Below are 22,457 nucleotides of genomic sequence, written 5' to 3' on the forward strand. Positions count from 1 at the left end.
GGTGTCGGCTGATTCCCAATCAGCAAGCCTTAGAGCCTTAGTGGCTCGATGGGTCAGATGGCACGCGAGTGCTTTCCTCAGATTCAATCTCGAGGTGATCAACTGAGATTGGAACGCGAAGCATATGAGCGCCCAAGCGATGAGCGTGCTCGATAAGCGATGTTCTAGCGATCGGCCAAACGGCTGCTAGCAAAGGGTTTGCTTGGCTTACACCCTCAACAAACTGGAAGCCATCGTTAGGAACGATGTGAAGTGAAACTGAACCCGCATAAGTCAGGATACGCTCCCCATCGTCAGGAGTTTTTGAGCCGAACAACTCCACTTCGACTTCCACCTTGGCGCGGTTTTCGTCAGAGTCAATTCCAATATTCGAATTCATTAACAACTCAAGCTGTTTGGGTCGCCAGTGCCGCTTGAGGTCTCCGGCTAGGCCGCGAACTTGTACGTCCTCGAAGTCACTAAGGCTCACATTATGCTCGGACACGACGCACCTCCGAAGAGACGAGCTTCATACCGACCATAGATGGCTCTCGCTTGACTGGCCGAGGAAGATCCTCTGCCTCACCAGATTGGAGGTTACCTACGTATGTGTATTCCTCGTGCAAGCGAGCATCTGGGTGAGTGTCAGAGAATTCGACAACGTCACTCGTGTACAACTGGTCTCCGCTAAAGCAGGTCACGATTTTTCTTGCAACAAACGTAGGCCACTCTGATTTAGAGTCGTCTACGTCATCGACGTGCTTAGCCTTGAGATCCAACTCATAGCCGGCCGCTTTGAGGAACCGGGCGAGGGTGGCAATGCGGACATTTCCGTCACCGTTCAGGACTTGCGAGACTCGTCCCTCGGTAACTCCAAGTGCCTTTGCTAGGGCCGACTGGAGCAGTCCCGAATCATCAACGACCTTGTTGATGAGTGCGACACTATCAACCGCTGCTTTTGCTGCAGCAGCATCAAGAGGCATTTCGAAGTCGAGCGCATCGGCCAGCGAGGTACGGCAGGCTCTAGGTTCGGTCATGCTCAAGGTCTTCCTCTCTTACTTCCTGGGCCAGAACAATGTGTCGCTCCTGGCTGGCCTTACCGAATGCGGTAGTTAGTCGAAGGTATTCGTCAAACCCCTCCGGCCAAGGCCTGCTGGCGAAGGTTCCCGTGTACGAGTCGCGGTCGATGAAGGGCTCATAGGTTCCCGTGCCGTCAGTATCGTAAAAGGAGATACGAAGTTTGTAGTGCTTGAGTTCCCAAATGCCGTTCTGCAACTGGTTAAACGACTGTCGATGGATGGGCTGGCCTGTCTCGGCGAGCTTTTTGCATGCTTTCAAGAACCAGGAGTAACAGTTGATTTGCTCGTCCGCCTCGAGTTCATCATCTTCGTCATCCGGAACCCATGAACCTGCTCTCATCTCATCCAAGAACACTTCAACGGGCGAGCTCAAGTCGCCGCGCACGGCACACTCGATGTCAAAATGGGCACCATCTGCCACTAGCAGTCGATCCACTTTAGTCAACTGTAAACCCCCGTTGGCGATGCTGCTAGCCATCAGCAGCACTTAAGACTTGTGGCGGTCATCATATGTGAACCGTAGCCCTACGCTACACAACCTTTTACCGGGTAGCAGCGGGAAAGCTCGCGACTAGCGCCGGCGTGAGCACCACGTGAGCACACACTCCAGGTGAGCGCCGGACATGAAGGGTGACCCACTCGCGCTGGCACCCCTCCTGATCCCCGGGATGACGGGCTGGAGGCGCCTATCAGTGAAGCACGGTCACCACAGCAACATCACTGTAAATCAGCTGCCCTTCACGCCACCGGCTGCTTGTCCATGGTCCTTTCACTACACAGCCCGATAGCAGCGCGCCTGCACCCAGAGGCTCTCAAGCATGCACGCTGCACTTGCAGAGCCCGGAGTACCAAGGTATTGACTCGGCGCTCGGAACCTCAGGGGAGAGCAACCACGCGACGACGGGAGGAACGTGTCGCACATCAGGACACAGGATGACGTTGGCGCCCCATCCCATATGCCTTGAGTGCATCACCGATAAACTGGCTTATGACAGCGAGTCAGATCAGGCCGTGGCACCATTTGCTCGAGCGGGCTGGACGCGCCATCGACCTGGCACACGACCGGCGTCCGCGAGCGTTGCCTTATCGGCTCGAGCAGCGGCGACGGCGAGTGGACCGAAGTCGTCAACGGGGTCTTGAGCAGCAGCCGGGACGAGGCCGTGTCCGCGGTGTTGGACGCTGGCAACGCGAACGACCACAGTCGCGTGACCGGACGCAAACAGTTGGCCGAAGCGATCTTCTAGGACCCAGATGCGGCGCGCCGAGCAGCTGCGGCTCAGTATCCACTACGCTGGCGGCCTTTGATGCTGACAAAGCTGAGCAACGTGCTTTTGCCACGCCGCTCTTGAAGAGAGGCCCCTATGAGGCTGAAGCGTGTAGTTGACGGCTGAGCGATGGGCGCCCAAGGAGTGTTCTACCAAATCTTTGCCAATGAGCCAGTCTTTGGCAAAGCACAAGCCCCGGTTCCCTCTGCTTCCAGGGGGACCGGGGCCTCGCTACATGGCGGTGACGGTGGGATTTGAACTCTTATCTCGGCCAGGGATGGCGCGGGCAACCCTGTTATTCCAAGGATTTACATAACCCGAGATAGCTGCTTTTCACTGACTCTGTGCCCAAAATGTGCCCAAGGTGTGCCCGGATCCAGCACTACTGACTCCACGCCTAGGGCGGCCCTACCAAAAGTTTTTGGTCACTCCATCTCCAGCCTCTGACGTCACCCCTTGGTCGTCCCTTCCTGCATGCTCGCCAGCCCTTCAGCTTTGCCCGCCATATCCATCGCCGAGTATGTACTTGGAGTTTTTTGATCCAAAGAGTGCGCCAGCCAGAGGCCGGTGTGGCCGTGTGGAGCTGTAAAAATGACCTCCTGGTCGGAGGCAGCGTTGGGCCTGTCGGCGTGCATGTCGTAAAGGGTCGAGTAGGTGTAGCCGTCCTTGTAGATGGCCTCGACCGGGACGTCCCAAAGAGAAGCCATCACGTGCGCGAAGTCCTCGACGACGAAGCTCCCGGCGAATTCACCCGGTGGACCGGCGAGAACGGTGACTACATCTTTGCCTCAGACAACGGGATGCACCTTGTCATTCCAAGAGGCCTTAGTCATGTAGCTGAGACGTCCGTACGTCTCCCTGAACGGGGTGGGATGAAGCTTCATCCCTCGCGCAGCGATGAGGTGTGGCTACTAGACTCCTTCTCAGCGCCCCCAGTCTTGAAGCACGCAAACCACACCGATTGTTCCCATACGAAGACCGAGCATCGGAACCAAGAGGTCGTCCATGTAATCGAATCGACGTAAAGGATTTTCGTGATCAAGGCACTCGAAGATGGGGAAGCTGGCGGGCCCTGGGATCGCAGGCTCCCATCTGACGAGACCCACTGCAGACTGGAGGAGGAAGTGGTGGAACGCGATACTCCGAAGGTGCTCCTCCGGCACGAGGCGTTCCCCACTCTGCTCGCGCACGGATTTCGGTTGGAAACTCTCGCGGTACATGAGTCCGTAGTAGATCTTTCCCAGCCAGATAAAAAGATCGCGTCGGTCGAGCTGCTTGAAGGCGTCAAAGCGCTCATCAAACGCGGCCTTAACCCGTTTCTCAACGGGGCTGAGATCCGTGCCATTGCAGGTAAAGCAACATGGGATTGTAAGTTTTCGGTAAGTAAGGCGGCGTCCGTCGAGCTGGTTCACGGAGCCATCCCAAAGGTCGAGCTCCCTCAGCAGCCACTTCGGAAAGACGTGTTCGACCGTTCGTTGGCCGGATCCTTCGGGGATGTGGTTTCCGCATAGGAAGCACAAGTCCGGACCGACCCCTTGACTGCGCGATCCCCAGAATTGACCGTGAATATTCGCGCTCATCATCCCTCCAGAAATTACCCGCGGGGATTCTGCAGAGGCCATCATGGTGCGACGGCCACAACTTTCGGCAAGGTATCGTCACGTCCCGCAACTGCCACAGATCTGCTGCATTGCACAGCGACGGCAAGAGGGCCAAAGAGCGAGAACACTTCGCCGACGAAATCGAAGTAAGGCTTAATGTCACCCTCATCGTTTCTGATATCACCGGTACGGAGGTCGTGACGAGCGGAGGCGTGACCTATTGCGTTGCGAGTCCGCGAGTTCAAGTACGCCATGCTAGCCCCCACCTTAGGGAAGTCAGCAACGATTGAAACCTTATATGAATTTGCAAGTTTATTGAATTGGGAGAGTGTGTTTATGGTGTAGTTTTTTGGATTATTGGGCTTTGTGTAGCTAATTCCGGTGAAATCATCTGGCGATCCGTTTTCTACAGTGTTGCGCATGAGGACTATGATCCAAAGCGAGGAGCAGCAGGCTTCAAAGACATTTTGGTATACGTCGCGCAGCCGGTCGAACTCATCCTGAAGTAGGTCCAGTGGACCCAGCCTTGCCTCGTCAGCGACACGATTTCGTAGATATCCGACGCTCCAAGCGGGCGCAGCACTCATGAGAGACCTAGTTGCGCTGATTACCCTCCTAGTGAGGACTTGGCTCGTGCCAGTCGTAACGGAAGTCTCCAGGGCAGAGCAGTATGCGGCGTTGGCAAGACTTTGGTGATGCCAGTCGGCTACCTCTCCCATGGCCTCTGCAACGGCGACGGTGTCGGGCAGGCCACCGACAAAGCTCGAAGTCCAGTTCATCCAAATGTGGTGAAGGACACCGTGGATCGTACCAGGCTTCATCTCGCTCGGTTTCGTCTGACTTGTTTGGCTTTCGAAAAATGAACAAAAAGCAGTCTCGTTCTCATGTTCGTAATATTCGAGGAGGCGACGTACCTCTGGAATTACTTCGATGCTTTCATTGACTCCACGGGCTATCGCCATGAGGCGAAGTGTTTTCTCACCTCCACCGGCAAGTTGATCGAACAAAATATTTTGACTACCGCTAGGGCTGTCCAACACAGTGGCATGCCTGTTGATTGGGAACTGTGGGTTGACGCTCACAATAGGGAAGTCCCCTTCCTCTTGACGGAACCCGCTTTCTATGTGTAGGCGGAAGTCTGGAAGGCTACAGCCCTAAATTGATCCCCGTATAGGTGTGGAGCACGAGGGGCATGGGGCATAGAAACGAACCAGGTCAGTCGGTGCTACGGCGACCCTAACCGTGATTGTTCCCATACATCCTGGGCACGTAGTCTGCTGCCGAACAATCGTGTTTTCCCCTTGTCTGCTAGGCGAGGCACAACCCGCCAGACCTCGTATCTCATGGACTGATCTTACGAGCCGTGCAGGGGTAAATCGGTCAAGCAAGTTTTTCAGCCCTCCCAAGCACCCCTAGGGAAAGAAATCTCGGGATCACCGAGCCTCGGACCCCGGACGTGGCCCAGTTCCAGTCAGCGCTGCCAGGGATCGGGGACAGATAATTCCAACTTGTGAACACGGAAAGAAGTTTCCGGTGTCCAACGGCATGAGCTTTTCGCGAATGAACGGGTAATGGACGTGACTACTACAACCTGCACCCTCGAAAGCTTCCTTGAGCTCTCGAGCATCAAGGTCCAAAAAGTGTCGCGGAACCGCCCATCGCGTCAACCGTCACCGTGAGCAAGTGATCGACGAGGCGATGCGCCGCTTTCTGACGATGGAGCGGGTTGCTGAGGAACGCAAAGTCGGGCTGCCCCTCGTCCGCGCGCTGCTGAAAACTGGCCGGCTACGTGGTATCCAGATAGGGAGTCGCGGGCTCTGACGTCAGGGTGATGTACGGAGCCACGACCGAGGTGATTGCGTCAGGCTAAATGCCTAACGAAGATCTTGAGCCCTCGCCCTGGCCGTTGTCTGGGCGAGCATGCTGCCGCACCCTGCCACTGAAGTCGAAGCACCGAACCCTAAACGATCCCCCCGAAGTAAGGACCAATTCGCCGCCGTAGCGCGACCATAACGGAGTCTAAGGCGTCGACATCTCCGATTGCGTTGTTCGGCGCGACGTCGAGAGCTAATGAGCTCAACGTTGGAGCGTCAGTGGCTACCACGAGTTGTACCTCCACTGGAGTAGTCGAACCGTCGGTCGGCGGTTCATCTGCTATGTCGAAGACGTAAATCCAGTTTGGGGCCTCGGGGCGGACAACATCATGGCCGTTGGCTGCCGTTCCAGTTGGTGCAAGAGCATGAGTTCCGTCACCCAAGTCAACCAGGTCGGGAGCGCCTAGGAACGGCTGCCATGAGTCCCAAACTGGGCGGGGAAGAGCAAGTATGCAGCCTGCAGAGGATGCCCTCCTTGTAATCTGAAACTTGAACATGACTTGGTAAAAAGTTCGCTTGAAGACATTCGAGATGTTTGGACCTTCAACTTTACGGCCCGGCCAATCCGGGTGGGCAGCGACCTGCTCGGCAAAGTCCTCAATATGAAGGTCAAGTGCACCGCGCAGCGCGTCAACAGCGTGCCGGTATGACCCATGGGTGTCTGTGGTCTGCAATTCGATCACGCCGTACCGACCAAGGCGCACTTCGCCTTCCGCTCCCGGCATGACTTCCACGACTGTTACGTCGAAAGACAGTTCTGGGCTGGCTAGTGACCTCGCGAGGCTGATCTCGCCGCCGAAGTACTGCTGAAAGGTAATGAATTGAGGTGGTGAATCACGGTCATGAACGTCCGCAATCAAGCGGTGGCGGACGGCGTCGTCCTTGAGGTTGGTGACAGGCAAGACGTGAACTTGTTGGGTACTGCCTAGCCCGAACAGCCGTCGGACCATTGCGTGCAGAAGGTCGTCGTCGAGCGCGCGATGAGGACATACAAGCCAATCTTGGCGGGGGCCGTTGCTTCCCGCGCTGATCGTGCAAACTCCTCGGCTGTTGTCTGACTTTATGCAGCCAGTGTCTTTCTCAGCGACCTGGCTGAGGAACGGGCAGCGTTGATTTTTTTGATCTTCCAACGACTTCTCGTGGCTGGCGACGGAGGGAAAGACACGATGCCCGAACCACTCCGAAATGTGCGGTCGGAGACCCCCGCGCTCGGCAGCAGTAAGTTTGGGGCGTACGGGAATCATTTGGAACCGCCTGCGGTGACTAGTTCGCCGTGGCGACCTAGGAACGACAATGATTGACGTCTGAAAGGGTCTTGCACCCGTGGGGAGGCAGGAACTCCGAGGAGGCATGTACGAACTTCGGCAGCAATCGCCTGGGCCAACGGAACCGGAACGGCATTCCCAACCTGCATGTACTTGCTGGTGTTGGGTCCCGAGAAGGCAAACCAGTCCGGAAAGCCTTGGATTCGGGCCGCCTCTCGAATTGTAATTGTCCTGTCCTGTGAGGGATGCGTGTATTCTCCAGACTTCGGATCTCGAAACCGCGTAATTATCGCTCTGGGTGTTCCGTCCCAGGTCATACGACGGTAGCGACGGGTGTGGTCCTTGCGCAGGGCGCGTTGCATGCTAGCCGGAAGCAGTTCAACAGGAAGGTCTCGCCAGTCTTGGCCGGGGCGGAGCGCCCTAATTCTCTCAAGCGTCTGGGGGGCAAGAGCTGGCGCATAATGGTCGAAAAGCACTGACGAACTTATTCGCTTCCCGGTTACGTCGGTACGGGAGGTGGTCTGATATGGCAAAGCAGGGCTGCCAAGGTAACGATCAACACTCCCGCCAGCTTCGACCCCGGGTAAGTCGCCGATGGCATCTCGTGTGGTCAAAAAGCCGTCATATTGGTGCAAAGGTATGGATACGTTGGGAAGCAAGTCTCCAATTTCCGCCGTGCCGTGGGTCGGCGAAGGGAAGCCGTACCCCGCTTCAATGTCGAGATCATCTCGCCACGCGATGATGATGAGCCGCCACCTCATCTGAGGAGCCCCGAACTGGGCAGCGAGCATTAGTCCGCATGAAGCTTGATACCCGTGAGAACGAAGTCCATCGAGAATTTCGGCTAGGTAACGGCCTCCAGCAAGGGTTGTTAGGCCGGGAACATTCTCAATGACCACCGCACGAGGGCGCAGGGCGTCAACAGCCCGCAGTACTTCCAAGTAGAGGTTGTTGCGCTGATCCCAAACCACACGGGGCCCGATCATGGAGAACCCCTGGCACGGAGGACCCGCGAACAATAAGTCGAGTTCCCCCGGTTCTAGATGGGAGGCGGCAAGTAAGGTATCGCCAGTGACGTGCCGAAGGTCCGCTTCCAGGACAGCTCCCGGGAGGTTCAGTTCGTGAGTCGCGGCGTAGAAGGGGTCGATCTCTGCTGAGAGCCTCAAATCGTAACCGGCTCGTGTAAGGCCAAGGCTAGCCCCGCCGGCTCCGGCGAAGAGGTCAACAGCGGTCATCCGAGCTGGCACGCTCTCCGGACTCTGCAGAGGCACCAACGACTGCGAGGCTGCTGCCGGCACGCCCTGCCCCAGATCCAAGGTGCTTGAAGTCACGTTCCGCGTTTCATTCATTCAAAGGTTCCTTCCGATGCATTCGTGGAGGTGTCACGCACGATTGCGGTGATAGCTGGGGCGCAGGGCCAGCCGCGATTCACTATACGGCTCGGCACCGACAAGGCCGGGGCGCGTTCCCCTAGGCGGGCTGAGGAAGCGAGAGGCGGAAGTCCGTCCCCTCAGCCGGTGTTATGGGCACCAAGCGCAACAACAGGGCACTTCAGAGCAATAGGACCGTGAAGGACGACCACGTTGCGGGCAATTACTCGGCAGCTTCGGTTTGTCCGAGAGCATGTCGGGGGTCGCACCAAGAAACGGCTCAGGCCACAGACTTAATGCCAAGCCCGCCCTGAATCCGACAGAGCCATTAAGGGTGACCCCAACAGGCTGCGCCTATAACTTGGGCTCAAGTCGCTGCTAGAACAGTAATGGCAAACTCGCGCAGGGCATCATCTCCAGCCGCGCGTACCTACAGTTGGGACGGGCGGTCCTCGTCGTGGTCAGGCGGGCGACCAGGTAAGAGTTCCTCCAAAAGACTGCTGACTTACGAGGACCAACTGCAATTGATCAGGAGTCAGTTCATCTCCGAGGTCTATACAGTTTTCGTTGCTCACATCCATGACGACACAAGCTTCCGCCGGCGATGCAGCAGAAGGATATCGGATGCCTGCGACTCCCTTGTGACCCCATTGGACGCGCAAGAGGTATTCAGTCATGACTTGAGTGGGTACGTAGTCGATCTGATCCCTGCCGGGCTCTATCGGTGTTGAAATCTCTTTCGTGAAACGGTGCAGGAATTGGATCTCAGAACGATTGTGGCGAAGTTTCGCATCGAAAATGCTCGGGACCCTCGGCAACTTTGTCAAATCGACAACTCGGGATGGGCGCGAGGTCAAGAAGCGCCCGGCACTGGCCTTCCTATCTTCCGTGCGCACACTAACCTCTGCCATGGTTACGTCTAGGGACTCAGCACCGTAGAACATCGGGATACCTGCTGGGCTCATCCGGTTCCCTTGTTTGGAACGGTCACGAGGCGGTGTGCCGAGATCACCAGCTCCCCAAGGGCTGGCAGGTGGATTGCTATAAGTACGCGCTCGAAAGAGCTCTGTTCCTTCTTCAAAGGTTGAAAGTAATCCTAGCTCCTCGATGATTTTTCCGATGTGATAGAGGACTCGGGTTGGTCCGACTTCGCCATAGTTCTCTTCTTCGGCGAGGTCGTCAGCGATGGCCGACGTGAGCCAAAAAACATAGCGGGTTTCATGCTTAATTGCGTGGCAAAAGCGCGCCCAAGCATCTATGAGGACAACATGGATTTCTCGGCGAGGTTCCCCACGCCGTACCCAGGTTTTATCATCGATACACTCGTAGAGGTGATCGGAAATATCAGAGTTGTCGAATACGTCGGAAAGCTCCCAATGTAGGAGATCCCAAGTGTCTACCGACGAACCGCCGACATAGCCTCCCTCCGAGCTCACGTAGGAGAGGACGTTTAGTGCATCCTCGTAAGCAAAGCGGATGCCATCAACAAAGGGATCAAGCAGTGCGTCGAAGGACGCCGATTGGGTGGACTCGCAGAAGCTGCAGTTCCCTTGGCCTTCCTCTTCCTCTGCTGCCACTGCGGCTTTGAGCGCATAGTCCTCAACACAGCCACTGCAAATCCGCTCGTCGCTTGCCGACCATCCGCGTGCTTCCTGCTCTTCCATTGCCCTCTTTGCTCCACCCATGCGACCAAGCATAGTGACTCGACGATGGCGTTTGCCGGTCGTTGTGGTTGGCCGACGCCCCAATCGCAAAGCCGACCTCGATTGCGCTCTGTTCGCCGCTATGTCTTCGCCGCAGCCGGTCGCTCTGGTCCAACCTAGGAGGAGCGTGCAGGCAGAGGTGTGTCGTTACTGGTCATGACCCAATGCTTGCCGTGACAATAAGCCCAGCAAGCTGCCCAACCTCGTCGCGAAGATCTTCGAGTTTCTTGAGCACCGCCCCGCAACTCTCGGAGCCGCAGTCCGTCCCTCTGCCGTTATCTTCCTTCACGCTCCGCCACCTTTCTGAGCGCACGACCACCTCGTGCCACCACAGGTACCGGACCACTGCGGACACGCAGTTGCGACAACTTACCGCCGACTCGATCCTTCTCGGGTACTGCCAGAGCCCGCCCTAAGTCCTTGAGGGCCGACAAGTATGCGGCGATCAACCGGGTTGACGGCCCGCCGTCTGTAGCGGCATCATCCATCTGCCCGGCCAGTTCACGGCATAACGCCAACAATGCCTCGTGTTTGTCCGTCAGAAAGTCGGCCCCCGCCGCGATCGTCCGCTCCAATGCTTTCCGCTGACTGTCCATATCTTATAAATTCCTTACTGCTAGAGATATGAAACTTTCGCACCTGATGCGGAAGGGCGCGCAGTCGTTAAAGACGTGCAGTCTGACGTCCGGGCAAAGAGACATGGCGACAGCGGCCTCACTGAGCGGGGTAACCCTGTCCGACCGGCCCCAGCCCAACGTCAGCGTGCCCTTGTACTGAGTGAAAATGGTCGGACCGTGCTCCGGTTTTAAGAGCATGAGGAGCCGACAAAAATCGTGGCCAAGAAAGCTGATCAGGTTTGGGCGGCCCAGGTCAGTCGTCGGGACCAGCGAGAGCGCATGCGGTACCGCCGCCTGCGATCGTATTAAGGGCTCAGAAGACGACGACTGGCCGCGCGCGGGCCACCTACTTAAAACTCTGATTCCTCAATGAAATCGACAGACGTCAGGACACCCGGACGCCGGGGGGGGCTAGAGGTGGCTGACCGATCAGTTGAAGCTTGTGCTCGTCCCGCTATCCTGAAGGCCCGTGCGCAGCGCCGCGCCCGGTCGCAGGAGACAGGTGCCGTTCATGCAGCAGCTTCCCACGCCCAGCATCACCCAGAACCAGCACAACCAAACGCCGCCCTCACAACTCGACCGCATCACCGAACTGGCAGGCGACCTCGCCGGGCAGTTCGAGCTGGTCCCGCTCCTCGAACGCGTCCTCGGGCACGCCGCCGCCCTCCTCGAGTGTGAGAGCGGCTCCATCTCGATCGTCCACGAAGCCGAGGGCTACTACCGCAAGGAAGTTGACCAAGGCGTCGGCTGCCGCGAGGGCCAGACCTTCCCGCTGACCGAGGGCCTCACCGGGCAGATCGTCAAGACCCGCGGCACCGTTATCCTCGACCGCTACGCATCCGTGCCGATGGGCCACATCGACCAGGCGGACCCTCGGTGGGGGAGCGCCGTCATCGGCGTCCCCATCACCTGGGCCGGCACCATCATCGGCACGTTCGCAATCTTCAGTGACGGTCCCGGCCGGGTCTTCAGCCCGGGTGACGCGTCCCTCGTGGAGCTCTTCGCCAACCACGCAGCCATCGCCATCATGAACTCCCGGCTCCACCAAGCCGCTGCAGCGAAGGAACGCGAGGCTGCCGTGGCAGGTGAACGCGAGCGTGCCGTGCAGGAGGTCCACGAAACGATCGGCCGGTCCCTGGGCTCGCTCCTGCTGCACCTCGACCGCGCGGACAAGGCGACGCCGGGCGGCTCGCCCTCCACCCAGCACATTGACTCCGCTCGGGTGCTCGCCCACGAGGCGCTCTTCGAGACCCGCCGCACCGTGCTGGGGCTCGGACCTTCCAGCCTGGCCGACCGCTCGTTGGAGGAGGCGGTCCGCCAGGAACTCGACCGGGTGAGCGCGAGCGATCCGATGGACGTGACGCTGCTTGTGACCGGCAATCCTCACGAACTGGCGCCCGTCGTCGCCCACCAGCTCTTCATGATCATCCAGGAGGCCGTGGCCAACGCGGTGGCGCATGCCTCTGCGACCGCATGCCGGGTGGGCATCTTCTACGACACCGCAGGCATCACGGCCGTCGTCGAGGACAACGGCCGTGGGTTCGAGGGCCAGGAAACCACGGACCTGAAGGGCAGCAGGCTCGGTCTGCACGGCATGGCCGCTCGGGCCCATTACCTCCGGGGAGAACTCCACGTGGAGTCGACGCTGGGCTGGGGGACGAGCGTCCGAGCGCAGGTGCCGTACTCCTCGAACGGCGACGCCTCCCGCGAACGGTGGAAGGTCCTCGTCGCCTGCACCCAGCCCCTGCTCCGGGCCGGGCTCGTCCGTCTGCTCGAGACGTCCGAGCCGTCGGTGCAGGTCCTCGGCGAGTTCGGGACGCTCGAGGACCTCACGGAGTCGGTGTCCCTGCTGCAGCCGGACATGATCGTCCTCGACGAGCACCTGCTGTCCCGGTTTGCGGAAGCTCGGGTGATGGAGGCGGACACCGTCGAGCGGCCGGTGGTCGCCGTCGTCGACCATTTCGCGGACGAACTGCTGGCGGCCGCCGCATCAGCGGGTGTGCGAGGCTTCCTCTCGTTGTCCTCGACCCCCGTGGAGGTGGCACGCGTCGTCGTCGCCGCCGCCCGCGGCGACGCCCTGCTGGACGGGGCGATGTTCACGCGACTCACGGAGACCCGTGCGGCGGACGCCGGCGAGGCGATCCAGCTGACCGCCCGCGAACTCGAGGTCCGCGACCTCCTGGCCGAGGGTCTGGCGGACAAGCAGATTGCCACGCGGCTCGCCATCTCGGTCAAGACCGTCGAGAAGCACGTGAGCGCGATGCTCCGGAAGACCGGGACCCGCAACCGCACCATGCTGGTCGGCCTGCAGCGCCAGGGTCAGGCGATCGCGAACTCCAGGTAGGCAGCAGCACCGCCGACACGGTTGCCAGGTGTGCGGCTCAGAGGACCGTTACGACGACCCAGCAGCGGTGGCGTCGAGGATGAACCGGGCGGTTTCCTGCGGTTGGTCCCAGTGCGGGAAGTGCCCGCAGTCCTCGAAGACGTGCAGGGTGGCGTCCGGATAGAGGGACATGGCGACGGCGGCCTCACTGAGCGGGGTGACCCTGTCCGACCGGCCCCAGCCTAACGCCAGCGTGCCCTTGATCGTCCCCTGGGGCGCGCCGGCCTGGCGCGGTCCGTGCGCGAGGGACTTACGCGCTTCGTCGAGACTGGGCGAGGTGGCGAATCCGCGCAGCTCGGTCAGGACGAGGTTCGGGTCGAGCTTCCAGGGTGCCGCGGAGAACTGGGCGAGCAGCGCCGTCCGGCCCGCAGCCTGCTGGACGAGTGACGGCAGGACGGGCTGGAGGCGCCGTACCAGCGCAATGGACGCGGTGATGCTGCCATTGAAGATGCGCACCTGGGTGTCGTTCCAGAATCCTCCGGGATCGAGGGCGACGACGTTGCCGGCGTGACCGCGCCGCGCCATCTCGACCACGATCCGCGCACCCATCGAGCTTCCGACGATATCCGCGTCGCGCAGGTTCTCCTGCTCGAGGAACTGCTCGACGGCGTCCGTGAGGGTCGCGATGGTCACCTCGCCCGCGAGCGGCTCGCTGCTGCCGAACCCGGGGAGATCGACGGCGATGACCTCGCGCTGTTCCTTCAGCAGGGGGAGGATCGGGTCCCAGGTGCGGACGCTCGAGCCGAGCCCGTGCACGAGGACGAGGGGCCTTCCGGTGCCGGTTCGTTCGATGTTCAGCATGAGGGACCTTTCGTAGGCGGCGCGAGGTCTCAGTCTATGCAGAGCGCTACAGCCGTTCCCCGCAGTGGCGGCACGACCGCGCAGGAGAACCGCTCTGTGAGAATGGGCCCATGAGCCAGCCAGAGATCCGCCACCACCAGGAGTCCATCACCATCCAGGCGTCATCCGAGGCCGTCTACGAGCTCGTCTCCGACATCACCCGCACCGGCGAGTGGAGTCCCGTCTGCACCCGGTGCTGGTGGGAGGACGACGCCGCTGCAGGCCAGGTGAGTTCCTGGTTCACCGGGCGCAACGAACTGCCGCACCGGACCTGGGATACCCGATCGCAGGTCGTAGCTGCCGAGCACGGCCACGAGTTCGCCTGGGTGGTCGGCGGCGACCGGGTTCGCTGGGGCTACACACTGGCGCCGGCCGGCACCGGAACCACTCTGACGGAATCCTGGGATTTCCTGCCGGGCGGCATCGCCTTCTTCGACGAGAAGTTCGGGGAGGACGCTCCCGCACAGATCGCCGACCGGACCCAGCAGGCGCTCGACGGCATCCCGACGACGCTCGCCGCCATCAAGCGGATCGCCGAGTCCGGCGCGTCCGGTCAGGGCCGGCCGTAGGACCGTGACCCGGCGCCGGAGTCAGGCGATCGCGAACTCCAGGTAGGCGGCGGCGCCAGCGGAGGCGACCTCCTGGTCCTGTTCGATGGTGCCGGTGGAGACACCGATGGCACCGACGATGCTGCCGTCACGGACCAGCGGGATGCCGCCGGGGAACACCACGAGGCGCCCGCCGTGGGCATCGTTCAGCCCGTAGATGGGGCCGTGCGGCCTGGTAAGTTCCTGCAGGTCGCCGGTCTCGCACTGGAACGCGATGGCCGTGTAGGCCTTGTTGATCGCGATGGTGATGCTGCCGATGTTCGCGCCGTCCATCCGCATATGCGCCTTCAGGTTCCCGCCGGCGTCGACCACGGCGATGTCCATCGGCTGGCCGATCTCCTCGGCCTTGGCCGCCGCGGCATCGATGACGACGCGGGCTTCTTTGGACGTGATGGTTTCGAGAACTGATCCGGGAGTCATGGGTTTTCCTTCGTCGTCGAAGTGAGAGGCCGAGCGGCCGCGGCCCACTCAACCACGCGCATCCAGCGTTGACGAGGTGGTGGTTTCCCCCAGGGGGGAGGGCGGGAGAACCCCCATACCCAACGCCGGGACGCCGCCCTAGCGTGGGGAACAGCCTGACCAGGAGGAATCACCATGGCCGTCGTACCACTGAAGGACATTCTCGATCCCGCATTCGAGGCACGCTACGGGGTGCCCGCCATCAACATCTTCAACGACCTCACCATGGAGGGCGTGCTCGCTGGCGCCGTGGAGGCCAACTCCCCGGTGATCCTGCAGACCTCGGTGAAGACCGTACGCAGCATCGGCTCCCGCGTGCTCTTCGACATGTGGCGATCCATGACGCGCGGCATCGAGGTGCCCGTCACGCTGCACCTGGACCACTGCCCTGACCGCGAGGTCATCACCGACTGCCTGCGCGTCGGCTGGAACTCCGTCCTCTTCGATGCGTCCGAGCTGCCGGTCGAGGAGAACCAGCGCCAGACCATCGAGGTCGTCGCCGAGGCCCGTCGCCACAACGCGCAGGTGGAGGGCGAGATCGAGGCGATCACCGGCGTCGAGGACGACCACGGATCCGACGAGGTGTCCCGGCAGCAGACCCTCGAGGTGGCGCTCGCCTTCATCGACGCCACCGGGGTCGACGTCTTCGCCCCCTCGATCGGCAACGCGCACGGCAGCTACAAGGCCGCTCCCGTGCTCGACGCCGACCGCGTCACCCAGCTCGTCGAGGCCCGCAGCATCCCGATCGCCCTGCACGGCGGTAGCGGCCTGAGCCCCGAGCAGTTCGCCGACCTCATCGCCCGCGGCTGCGCGAAGGTCAACATCTCCACGGCCCTCAAGGAGACCTACATGCAGTCCAGCCTGGCCTTCCTCAAGCAGGCCGAGGAGAAGAACAAGTGGGATCCGCCGTCGCTGTTCAAGCACACCCGTACCGACGTCGTCGCCCTCGTGACGGACCTCTGCAAGCAGTTCGGCAGCGCCGGCAAGGGCGGCCGCTGACCATGCCGGCCCTCATCTTCGACTGCGACGGCGTGCTCGCCGACACCGAGCAGTACGGCCACCTGCCCGCGTTCAACCGGACCTTCTCCGAGTTCGGGGTACCCGTGCAGTGGAGCGTCGACGAGTACGCCGAGAAGGTGAAGATCGGCGGCGGCAAGGAGCGCATGCGCAGCATCCTCACCCCCGCACTGGTGGCCGAGCTCAGCCTGAACGACGACTCCTCCACGGATGCCGCGATCCTCGCCTGGCACAAGCGGAAGACCGAGATCTACAAGGGGCTCGTGGAGAGCGGCGTCATGCCCGCGCGGCCGGGCATCGCCCGCATCGTGCAGGAAGCGCACGACGCTGGATGGACGCTCGCCGTCGCCTCCACCTCCGCGGAGCCTGCGGTCCGCGCCGTCCTCACGCACGCCGTCGGGGAGGATCTCGCCTCGCGCTTCGCCGTATTCGCCGGCGACGTCGTGCCCGCCAAGAAACCCGCGCCGGACATCTACCTGCTGGCCCTTTCGGAGTTGGGGGTGCCGGCCGACGACGCGATCGTCGTCGAGGACAGCGGCAACGGGCTGCGTGCCGCCGTCGGGGCCGGCCTGGCCACCGTGGTGACGGTCAGCGGCTTCACGCGCGACGAGAACTTCACGGGTGCGGCGCTGGTCGTCAGCTCCCTCGGCGACCCGAACGGCGAGCGGGCCGAGGTCCTCGAGGACCCGCACGGCGTCGGGGTCCGCGGCGTCGTCACCCTCGCCACCCTGCAGGCCCTGCTCGACGCCGACGCAGCGCCGTCGACTTCCCACGCATCGTCGACCGGAACGGAGACACCATGAGCACCACCAAACTCGCCGACGTCGAATACGTCGTCCACTCCCTGGCGCAGACCGCTGTCGAGAAGGAGAAAGAATTCGGCGACCTCGATGCCGTGGTGGGCGACGGCGACCTCGGCTACTCTCTGGCTCGCGGCTTCGAGAAGGTGCTCGCGGACTGGGACTCGTTCAAGCGCGACGACGTCGCCACGTTCCTGCAGCAGATCGCGCTCGCCATCTCCAGCAGGATCGGGGGCACCTCCGGGCCACTCTGGGGGACCGCGTTCCTGCGGGCGTCCGCCGCCGCGAAGACCACGGAGACCATCGACGGGGCCGCTGTCGTCGCCATGCTCCGCGGTGCCACCGACGGCATCAAGAAGCGCGGCAACGCCGATCTCGGCGACAAGACGCTGCTCGACGCCCTCATCCCCGCCACCGACGAGCTCGAACGCCAGCTCGCTGCGGGTGCCTCGCCGGAGGAATGCCGAGCGGCGTTCGCCGCGAAGGTCCGCGAGTGTGCCGATGCGACGTCGACCATGGAGGCTCGACGCGGTCGCGCCAGCTATAGCGGCACCCGCAGCATCGGGTCGCCCGACGCCGGCGCGGTGGCCGTGGCCATCATCATCGAACGCATCGTGGCCGATTGGCCCTGATCTTTCCTCCCCCGTCCCGACTCACAACGAAGTGGAGCCCCCATGAAGAAGTTCGTCAACGATCCGCAGCAGTTCGTCCCGGAGATGCTCGAGGGCCTGGCGCTCGCCAACCCGGACACCCTGAAGTACGTGCCCGAGTACAACCTGATCATGCGCGCCGACGGCCCGGACGAGAGCAAGGTGTCCATCGTGCAGGGGTCCGGTTCCGGGCACGAACCGGCCCACGTGATGATCGTGGGCAAGGGCATGCTCGACGCCGCCTGTCCGGGTGACGTGTTCGCGGCACCGCCGTTCGACTACGTGTACGAGACGACCAAGCTCATGGCGTCGCCCAAGGGCGTGCTGTTGCTGGTGAACAACTACACGGGCGACAAGATGGTGTTCGAGATGGCCGAGGAGATGTCCTCGGCGGACGGTATCGAGGTGAAGACGCTGTTCATCAACGACGACGTCTCCGTGGAGGACTCCACCTACACGATCGGGCGCCGCGGGGTGGCGGGTAACTTCTTTGTCATCAAGGCCGTGGCTGCCGCGTCCGAGCGGGGTGCGGACCTGAACGAGGTCATCCGTATCGGCGAGAAGGTGAACTCGGTGACCCGGACCATGGGTGTGGCGCTGACCGCGTGTACGCCGCCGGCCAAGGGCAGCCCGCTGTTCGAACTCGGCGAGGACGAGATCGAGATCGGCGTGGGCATCCACGGCGAGCCCGGCCGCCGTCGGGGGAAGATGATGCCGGCCAACGAGATCGTCGAGGAGATGCTCGCCCCGATCGTGAAGGACCTGCCGTTCAAGGAGGGCGACCGCGTGGCGCTCATGATCAACGGCCTTGGCGGTACCCCGATCAGCGAGCTGTACCTGCTGTACGGGCAGGCGCACAAGCGCCTGGCCGAGCAGGGCATCAGTGTGGGCCGCAGCTATGTGGGGGAGTACTGCACGTCCCTGGACATGGCCGGCGCGTCCATCACGCTGGTCCGGCTCGATGACGAGATCGAGTCGCTGCTTATGGACCCGGCGGAGATCCCGATCCGCGTGTTCTAGTTCCACCGCACAACAGAACGGCGGGCCGGTCACCTTTCGGTGACCGGCCCGCTGTCATCACAGCCGTCGGGATCGTCTGCAGAAACCCGCCTAGCTGCTTGTTCAATCCAGAAAAGTTGCTTCGATTCCGAGCGAGCCGAACATGCCTGTCAGCATCGCCTCGGTATTCTCAGCGGCCTGGTTCCGAAGCTGCGATTCTTCCGCAGCGGCCGCTATCTTTGCTTCGGCGTCCTGGTAGTACTGCGACTGCTCGGGCAAATCGACGGCGTCAGCTATTCGATCCAGGGCTCCGCGGTCTTGGTCGATTACGTAGGTCAGCTCCGGATCAAGGTTGGGCTTGTCGAGCTGCGGCTCTGGCAGACGCACTTTCACCGATTTGCCGTCCGGAGACAGGACTAGGTCGTCCTCGGCGAGCTCCGCCAGATCAACATAGGCGTTGACGGTGCCCACCGCGATGAACGTCGTCTGCCGGCCGGCCAGGAGGTCGGGAACCCAAGGGACGTCGTCCTCGACTTGGAGTACCTGCTGAAAGGTGCCCACTGACGCGTGGTACTGGCTTATGTCCTTGACTGATGTCAGCAGAGCAGGCTGGCTACGATCCATCTGATTGACCTGAAACAAGTTAAACCCGTTTAAGTTCATTACTCCAAGTCCGACGACGGCTACGATTAGGCCAGACACCATGAAAAAGAAGTTTTTGAGAAGCTTCGCGATCGTCGGCTCCGTTTCAGCCCTTGGAAGGCCCGGAGGCCGATCTTTAGTTCTCCTGTCCAGCATTTGTGCCGGACAGGTAATCTCAGCCTCATTGTAGCGCGTGAGTGCGACTACGCCGGCCAACGTAGCTCGTGCTTGCTTTAAGGATTGCCGATATTCGGACGGGGTTGCTCCCAGTCACGAGCGAATTCTTCCCTTACGAGGGGCCAGACCAAGTCAAACCCTTGTTGCACTGAAGTGACCCTGCTCGGCAGCGGCAGGAACAGTACGAATTCATGCGGAATCACTCTGCCAGCTGCGTCACGACGTTCCTCGGGATCAGGGAAGCGAAACGCGACTGTGTCGGGGTTCATTTGGAAAGCTTCCGCAGCGTCTTCAGTCCCGGAAAACGCGGACTCGTAAACTCTAAGCGGGCTCTGCTGATTCCCTGTGCGCAAGAATCTAAAGCCCCAGTTTTTACCGCGCGTTGCCCATAGGAAGAGCATCTCGTGTTCATGGGGACTACAAGCAGCCGTCACTCACGGCTCCGCAGTAGGATCTTTTCGGCATCACCGCGGTCGAGCTCAAGTTGGAATCCCGTCAATGTTTCGGTGAGGAAGTCGTGCTTCCTCCGCGCCTCAGCATGCATGTCCTGTACTTTGCCCCCTGCGAGGTCGAGCACTGTCTGCATGAGGCTGGGGCCCACTAAGCGAGCAACGGGACCAATCGAGCCAGCCGCTCGGGCTAGGAAGCTCGGCGACTTTACGTGGCCAAGCAAGCTGGCCAGCGGTGTGGCTACCCGGAGCAAGTGCTCTGCCGCTTCCCCACCTCTTCGCATCGCGAGGGCCCACCCCACATAGCGAGAGAAGGGAAGGATTGCTGCAATCGGCAAGATCAGATCAAGCCCCACTCGCTTTGTTACCTCAATTTTCCCTGGCTCGAACTGCGCCGAGGAGAGCAGCACAAAGTCGTCTCCCACTGACAACGCCTCCGGGGCCTCGACGAAGGTTGCGATAACCTCTTGCAGCTTGTTCAGCTCTCTTCCGGCTTTTTCTACGAGTAGGTTCCTGAAATCGACCACGTCCATTTCAGGCAGCAGGTCGGCCTTCGAAAGAGCGATCAGCCAGATCCGCGGGAAAGTCACGAGCGGTTTGCCATCCTGCAGGAGGCCGTCGCGAAGCTTGAGAAGTTGAGTGCTGAGGTTGCTGAGTAGCGCTTTGAGGTAGCGCTCCTCCTCCCCAACATTGTCGATAAGGCGCTGACCATCCACCAACACGAGCGCGACATCGGAACCTAGCAGAGCGCGGAACGTGTCGATTCGGCGCTCTGCTTCTTCCGCTTCGCCTGGCTCCTGTTCAAACCACTCACCAGGGTAGTCGTGCCATACCAAGCGCAGTTCTTCGGGAACCTTCTTGTTAACTTTCGGGGCGGTTCCAGGCTTTCGTTTAATTGCAAATGCATACGACGTCGCAGAGAACCGATTCGCCATCGGCAGCTCCGCCGAGTTCTTCATGCCGAGGTAGTTCTGATGCAAACGCCGACCTTGCGCGTTGTCGGCAGCGAGAACGTTGAACTGTTCCGTGCCGGAGAGTAGGTCCTCAACCGCTAGCCCATAGAAGGAGGACAAAAGCACGGTCTTGCCGCTTCCGCTCTCGCCGAATACGGCAATCTGCTGCTCACGGGCGACCTTATTTAGCTCCATAGGACGAACTTACGGCATGGCCGAGTGAAGGACGGGTAGCTAACACCCACATGTCGATATGTGCGTCGAGATGGGTCTCACACATCTCGAATCGTTTGAACAGAAGAGCAGACCCGTCCGCTATGTGGCCAGCCCGCTCGTCTGTCGTCCATGAATGCGGCTGGATAGCTCCGTTAAGCGTAAATCTTGCTCGACTGACGTTCCGCTCAGCAGGGGCGGTAGGTCTTCCCGCCGGGCGCGTAGCAACGAGGACCGGTGTAGCCGGGATAGGGATCCGCAGCTGCAGGGGGAGCGGGAGGGACATTTGGCGCGGCGGGCGGGATGTAGGGCTGAGGCACCGGCGGAAGGTTTCGGATCCGCTCCTGCTCTGCGGCGGCTGCCGCTTCGGCCGCCAACCGGTCGGCTTCAGCACGAGCGTTGGCTTCCGCCTGAACACGTTCGGCTTCGAGGCGAGCGGCTTCCGCGGCCTCTGCCTGGACGCGTTCGGCCTCGATCCGCGCGGCTTCCGCAGCTTCTGCCTGGACGCGTTCGGCCTCGATCCGCGCGGCTTTCGCCGCCATTGCAGCCTTTGCTTCCGCGGCTGCGGCCTGCGCTGCCTTCTCTGTTTCCTTGAGAGCCGTGGCTTTGGCATTGGCGGCAGCCATCGAGCGCTCACCCTTCTCGATTTGCGCGTCGAGATCGCGGGCCAACGTCGCAGTACGGTCAGCTCCGACAGCTAGTACGCGAATCGTATCTTTGCCTGCCTCAAGTGTCTCCCGGACAGCCTTCGCTACCGTCAGGGCTGCGAGGACACCGGCAGCCGTCGCGGCGACAGCTGTTGCCGTCTCGCCAACCGGAGCATCAGTCGCCGCAGCAAGACTATCCACGGCATCGGTCACCTCGGCCGGAAGGGTGCACCCCTCAGCGACGTCCAGCAAGCCGACGCCCTGTGCGGTCGCCTCGTTGTATGCCGCTTGCACTTCGTCGTAGTACTTTTTGTTCGGCTCTATCAGCATTGGGACACCAAGACCCACCCGGGCAAGCTCCGCATTTACCAGAGTTTGATCCTCGATGAACACCGCGGCCAGGACACGGTCGTACTTGTCCGTTCGCTCGATATCGAAGCCCAGACCAACCTTTGTTCCAGGAGGGGTCAGCGATTCGAGTTTCTCGGTGGCCTGCGGGCCGAGGCACTCGACAGGCTTGTTAGGGTCCTTTGTCTCAGGGGTGTCCACGTTGAGGAGGCGAACGGTCTGGTCTGCGTCGTCGAAGTTGATGACGAGGGTGTCACCATCTACCACCCGCACCACGGTGCCCGCTGTGTAGTCCGCGGTCGTCTCACCGGACGGGGTGGAACCGGTGCAGGCAGTCAGGGTCGAGGCAAGAACCGCCACGGTCAGGAGGGTCGCCGGTGCGAGGCGACGGACACGAGCATGATTCATCGTTCTTCTTCTGCAGGTATGAGTAGGGGTGCGGTTGCCGTTGGGCGGAGCTGAAATCCACCAGTGGATACCGATAGGTCGGCGTCTGGCAATTGGCCCGAGTACGCTTCC

The 22,457-nt window shown here is 61.2% G+C and carries 21 protein-coding genes; 8 read left to right on the forward strand and 13 right to left on the reverse strand.

Annotated features, from left to right (window positions below):
• Positions 1–37: 37 nt before the first annotated feature.
• The 4 genes from ACX80K_RS11405 to ACX80K_RS11420 all read right to left on the reverse strand — a co-directional run bounded on the left by ACX80K_RS11405 (position 38) and on the right by ACX80K_RS11420 (position 3,030).
• A complete protein-coding gene (locus ACX80K_RS11405; protein ID WP_459271991.1) occupies positions 38–484 on the reverse strand; it encodes a hypothetical protein in 447 nt (148 codons plus the stop codon).
• The gene (locus ACX80K_RS11410) at positions 471–1,016 is read right to left on the reverse strand and encodes a helix-turn-helix domain-containing protein (protein ID WP_459271992.1); all 546 of its coding nucleotides are present in this window, start codon (positions 1,014–1,016) and stop codon (positions 471–473) included. The genes ACX80K_RS11405 and ACX80K_RS11410 overlap by 14 nt, the downstream gene beginning before the upstream one ends.
• Entirely contained in the window at positions 1,003–1,536 is a 534-nt protein-coding gene (locus ACX80K_RS11415) for a hypothetical protein (protein WP_459271993.1), read from the reverse strand. The genes ACX80K_RS11410 and ACX80K_RS11415 overlap by 14 nt, the downstream gene beginning before the upstream one ends.
• Before the next feature lie 1,236 nt (positions 1,537–2,772).
• On the reverse strand, positions 2,773–3,030 hold the full coding sequence (locus ACX80K_RS11420) for a hypothetical protein (RefSeq protein WP_459271994.1): 258 nt from the start codon (positions 3,028–3,030) through the stop codon (positions 2,773–2,775).
• A 327-nt stretch (positions 3,031–3,357) separates the two neighbouring features.
• On the opposite strand from ACX80K_RS11420, the gene ACX80K_RS11425 reads away from it, so the two are divergent.
• A complete protein-coding gene (locus tag ACX80K_RS11425) occupies positions 3,358–3,834 on the forward strand; it encodes a hypothetical protein (RefSeq protein WP_459271995.1) in 477 nt (158 codons plus the stop codon).
• Positions 3,835–3,944: 110 nt separating this feature from the next.
• On the opposite strand, the gene ACX80K_RS11430 is transcribed toward ACX80K_RS11425, so the two are convergent.
• Positions 3,945–5,006: a hypothetical protein gene (locus ACX80K_RS11430; RefSeq protein WP_459271996.1), complete on the reverse strand. Its 1,062-nt coding sequence runs from the start codon at positions 5,004–5,006 to the stop codon at positions 3,945–3,947.
• Positions 5,007–5,607: 601 nt separating this feature from the next.
• Between ACX80K_RS11430 and ACX80K_RS11435 the strand changes: the two genes are divergently transcribed.
• Positions 5,608–5,745, forward strand: a complete 138-nt coding sequence (locus tag ACX80K_RS11435) for a hypothetical protein (RefSeq protein WP_459271997.1) — start codon at positions 5,608–5,610, stop codon at positions 5,743–5,745.
• A 139-nt stretch (positions 5,746–5,884) separates the two neighbouring features.
• Here ACX80K_RS11435 and ACX80K_RS11440 read toward each other — a convergent pair whose 3' ends face one another.
• From ACX80K_RS11440 to ACX80K_RS11450, 3 genes are all read right to left on the reverse strand, one after another.
• Positions 5,885–7,042, reverse strand: coding sequence for a PDDEXK family nuclease (locus ACX80K_RS11440; protein WP_459271998.1), 1,158 nt, complete (start codon positions 7,040–7,042; stop codon positions 5,885–5,887).
• Complete coding sequence (locus tag ACX80K_RS11445; RefSeq protein ID WP_459271999.1) at positions 7,039–8,412, reverse strand: DNA cytosine methyltransferase; 1,374 nt, start codon at positions 8,410–8,412, stop codon at positions 7,039–7,041. Before ACX80K_RS11445 ends, ACX80K_RS11440 begins: the two co-directional genes overlap by 4 nt.
• 482 nt (positions 8,413–8,894) lie before the next feature.
• Complete coding sequence (locus ACX80K_RS11450; RefSeq protein WP_459272000.1) at positions 8,895–10,097, reverse strand: HEPN-associated N-terminal domain-containing protein; 1,203 nt, start codon at positions 10,095–10,097, stop codon at positions 8,895–8,897.
• A 1,167-nt stretch (positions 10,098–11,264) separates the two neighbouring features.
• On the opposite strand from ACX80K_RS11450, the gene ACX80K_RS11455 reads away from it, so the two are divergent.
• Positions 11,265–13,097 carry a LuxR C-terminal-related transcriptional regulator gene (locus ACX80K_RS11455; RefSeq protein WP_459272001.1) on the forward strand — a complete coding sequence of 611 codons (1,833 nt, stop codon included), beginning with the start codon at positions 11,265–11,267 and terminating at the stop codon, positions 13,095–13,097.
• A gap of 48 nt (positions 13,098–13,145) precedes the next feature.
• Here ACX80K_RS11455 and ACX80K_RS11460 read toward each other — a convergent pair whose 3' ends face one another.
• Positions 13,146–13,937, reverse strand: coding sequence for an alpha/beta fold hydrolase (locus ACX80K_RS11460; RefSeq protein ID WP_459272002.1), 792 nt, complete (start codon positions 13,935–13,937; stop codon positions 13,146–13,148).
• Between the two features lie 110 nt (positions 13,938–14,047).
• On the opposite strand from ACX80K_RS11460, the gene ACX80K_RS11465 reads away from it, so the two are divergent.
• Complete coding sequence (locus ACX80K_RS11465; protein WP_459272003.1) at positions 14,048–14,545, forward strand: SRPBCC family protein; 498 nt, start codon at positions 14,048–14,050, stop codon at positions 14,543–14,545.
• A gap of 21 nt (positions 14,546–14,566) precedes the next feature.
• On the opposite strand, the gene ACX80K_RS11470 is transcribed toward ACX80K_RS11465, so the two are convergent.
• Positions 14,567–15,004, reverse strand: a complete 438-nt coding sequence (locus ACX80K_RS11470; RefSeq protein ID WP_459272004.1) for a GlcG/HbpS family heme-binding protein — start codon at positions 15,002–15,004, stop codon at positions 14,567–14,569.
• Positions 15,005–15,178: 174 nt separating this feature from the next.
• Between ACX80K_RS11470 and ACX80K_RS11475 the strand changes: the two genes are divergently transcribed.
• Genes ACX80K_RS11475 through dhaK form a run of 4 tightly spaced genes read left to right on the forward strand, consistent with a single transcriptional unit; the run spans position 15,179 to position 18,530 of the window.
• Complete coding sequence (locus ACX80K_RS11475; protein WP_459272005.1) at positions 15,179–16,042, forward strand: class II fructose-bisphosphate aldolase; 864 nt, start codon at positions 15,179–15,181, stop codon at positions 16,040–16,042.
• A 2-nt stretch (positions 16,043–16,044) separates the two neighbouring features.
• A complete protein-coding gene (locus ACX80K_RS11480) occupies positions 16,045–16,863 on the forward strand; it encodes an HAD-IA family hydrolase (RefSeq protein WP_459272006.1) in 819 nt (272 codons plus the stop codon).
• Complete coding sequence (dhaL, locus tag ACX80K_RS11485) at positions 16,860–17,492, forward strand: dihydroxyacetone kinase subunit DhaL (protein WP_459272007.1); 633 nt, start codon at positions 16,860–16,862, stop codon at positions 17,490–17,492. The genes ACX80K_RS11480 and dhaL overlap by 4 nt, the downstream gene beginning before the upstream one ends.
• A 42-nt stretch (positions 17,493–17,534) precedes the next feature.
• Entirely contained in the window at positions 17,535–18,530 is a 996-nt protein-coding gene (dhaK, locus tag ACX80K_RS11490) for a dihydroxyacetone kinase subunit DhaK (RefSeq protein ID WP_459272008.1), read from the forward strand.
• 102 nt (positions 18,531–18,632) lie between these two features.
• Here dhaK and ACX80K_RS11495 read toward each other — a convergent pair whose 3' ends face one another.
• The 3 genes from ACX80K_RS11495 to ACX80K_RS11505 form a co-directional block, all read right to left on the reverse strand.
• The gene (locus tag ACX80K_RS11495; RefSeq protein ID WP_459272009.1) at positions 18,633–19,367 is read right to left on the reverse strand and encodes a DUF4230 domain-containing protein; all 735 of its coding nucleotides are present in this window, start codon (positions 19,365–19,367) and stop codon (positions 18,633–18,635) included.
• A 391-nt stretch (positions 19,368–19,758) separates the two neighbouring features.
• A complete protein-coding gene (locus ACX80K_RS11500) occupies positions 19,759–20,925 on the reverse strand; it encodes a TRAFAC clade GTPase domain-containing protein (RefSeq protein WP_459272010.1) in 1,167 nt (388 codons plus the stop codon).
• Between the two features lie 206 nt (positions 20,926–21,131).
• A complete protein-coding gene (locus ACX80K_RS11505) occupies positions 21,132–22,298 on the reverse strand; it encodes a thermonuclease family protein (RefSeq protein ID WP_459272011.1) in 1,167 nt (388 codons plus the stop codon).
• Positions 22,299–22,457 lie beyond the last annotated feature (159 nt).

The sequence above is a fragment of the Arthrobacter sorbitolis genome (assembly GCF_054510995.1).